The 582-nt window shown below is 78.7% G+C and carries 1 protein-coding gene; it reads left to right on the plus strand.

What is annotated here, in order from left to right:
• The coding region (locus G3I53_RS16165) for an FtsK/SpoIIIE domain-containing protein (RefSeq protein ID WP_275406505.1) at nucleotides 1-582 on the plus strand (582 nt) is incomplete at both ends.

Consider the following 582-nt stretch of genomic DNA (forward strand, 5'->3'; position numbering starts at 1 on the left):
TTGCGGCCGACGGCCCGCACCTGCTGGTCGAGGGCCCGGCCGGCAGCGGCCGGACCGAGACCCTGCGCGCGGTCGTCGCCTCACTGGCGGCGGCCGAACGCCCCGACCGGCTGGGCATCGTCCTGGTCGACGGCCGGGGCACGGGCACCGCGGGCGACGGCACCGCCGACGGCCTGGGCGTGTGCACCGACATCCCGCACGTCACCACCCACCTCACCGCCAACGACCCGGTGCGGATGCGGGAGTTCGCGCAGTCCCTGACCGCCGAGCTGAAGCGGCGGGCCGAGCTGCTCGGCCGCTCGGACTTCACGGAGTGGCACACCGGCCGCGCCCTGGCGGACCGCATGGTCACCCAGCGCACCCGTGGCTCCGCCGCCCCCGGCACCGAGCACAACGGCGACCTGGACGCCCCGCCGAGCACCACGATCCGGCTGCGGCCGGGAGCGGCGCGGCGCGCGGCGGACGCCGCACCGCCCCTGCCCCGGCTGGTGGTGGTCGTCGACGACCTGGACGCCCTGGTCTCCCCCGCGCTCGGCTCCCCCGGCCGGCCCGCGGCCGGTTCGGTGCTGCGGGCGCTGGAGG

Origin of the sequence: Streptomyces sp. SID14436 (genome assembly GCF_010548465.1) — a bacterium.
Taxonomy (GTDB): Bacteria; Actinomycetota; Actinomycetes; order Streptomycetales; family Streptomycetaceae; genus Streptomyces.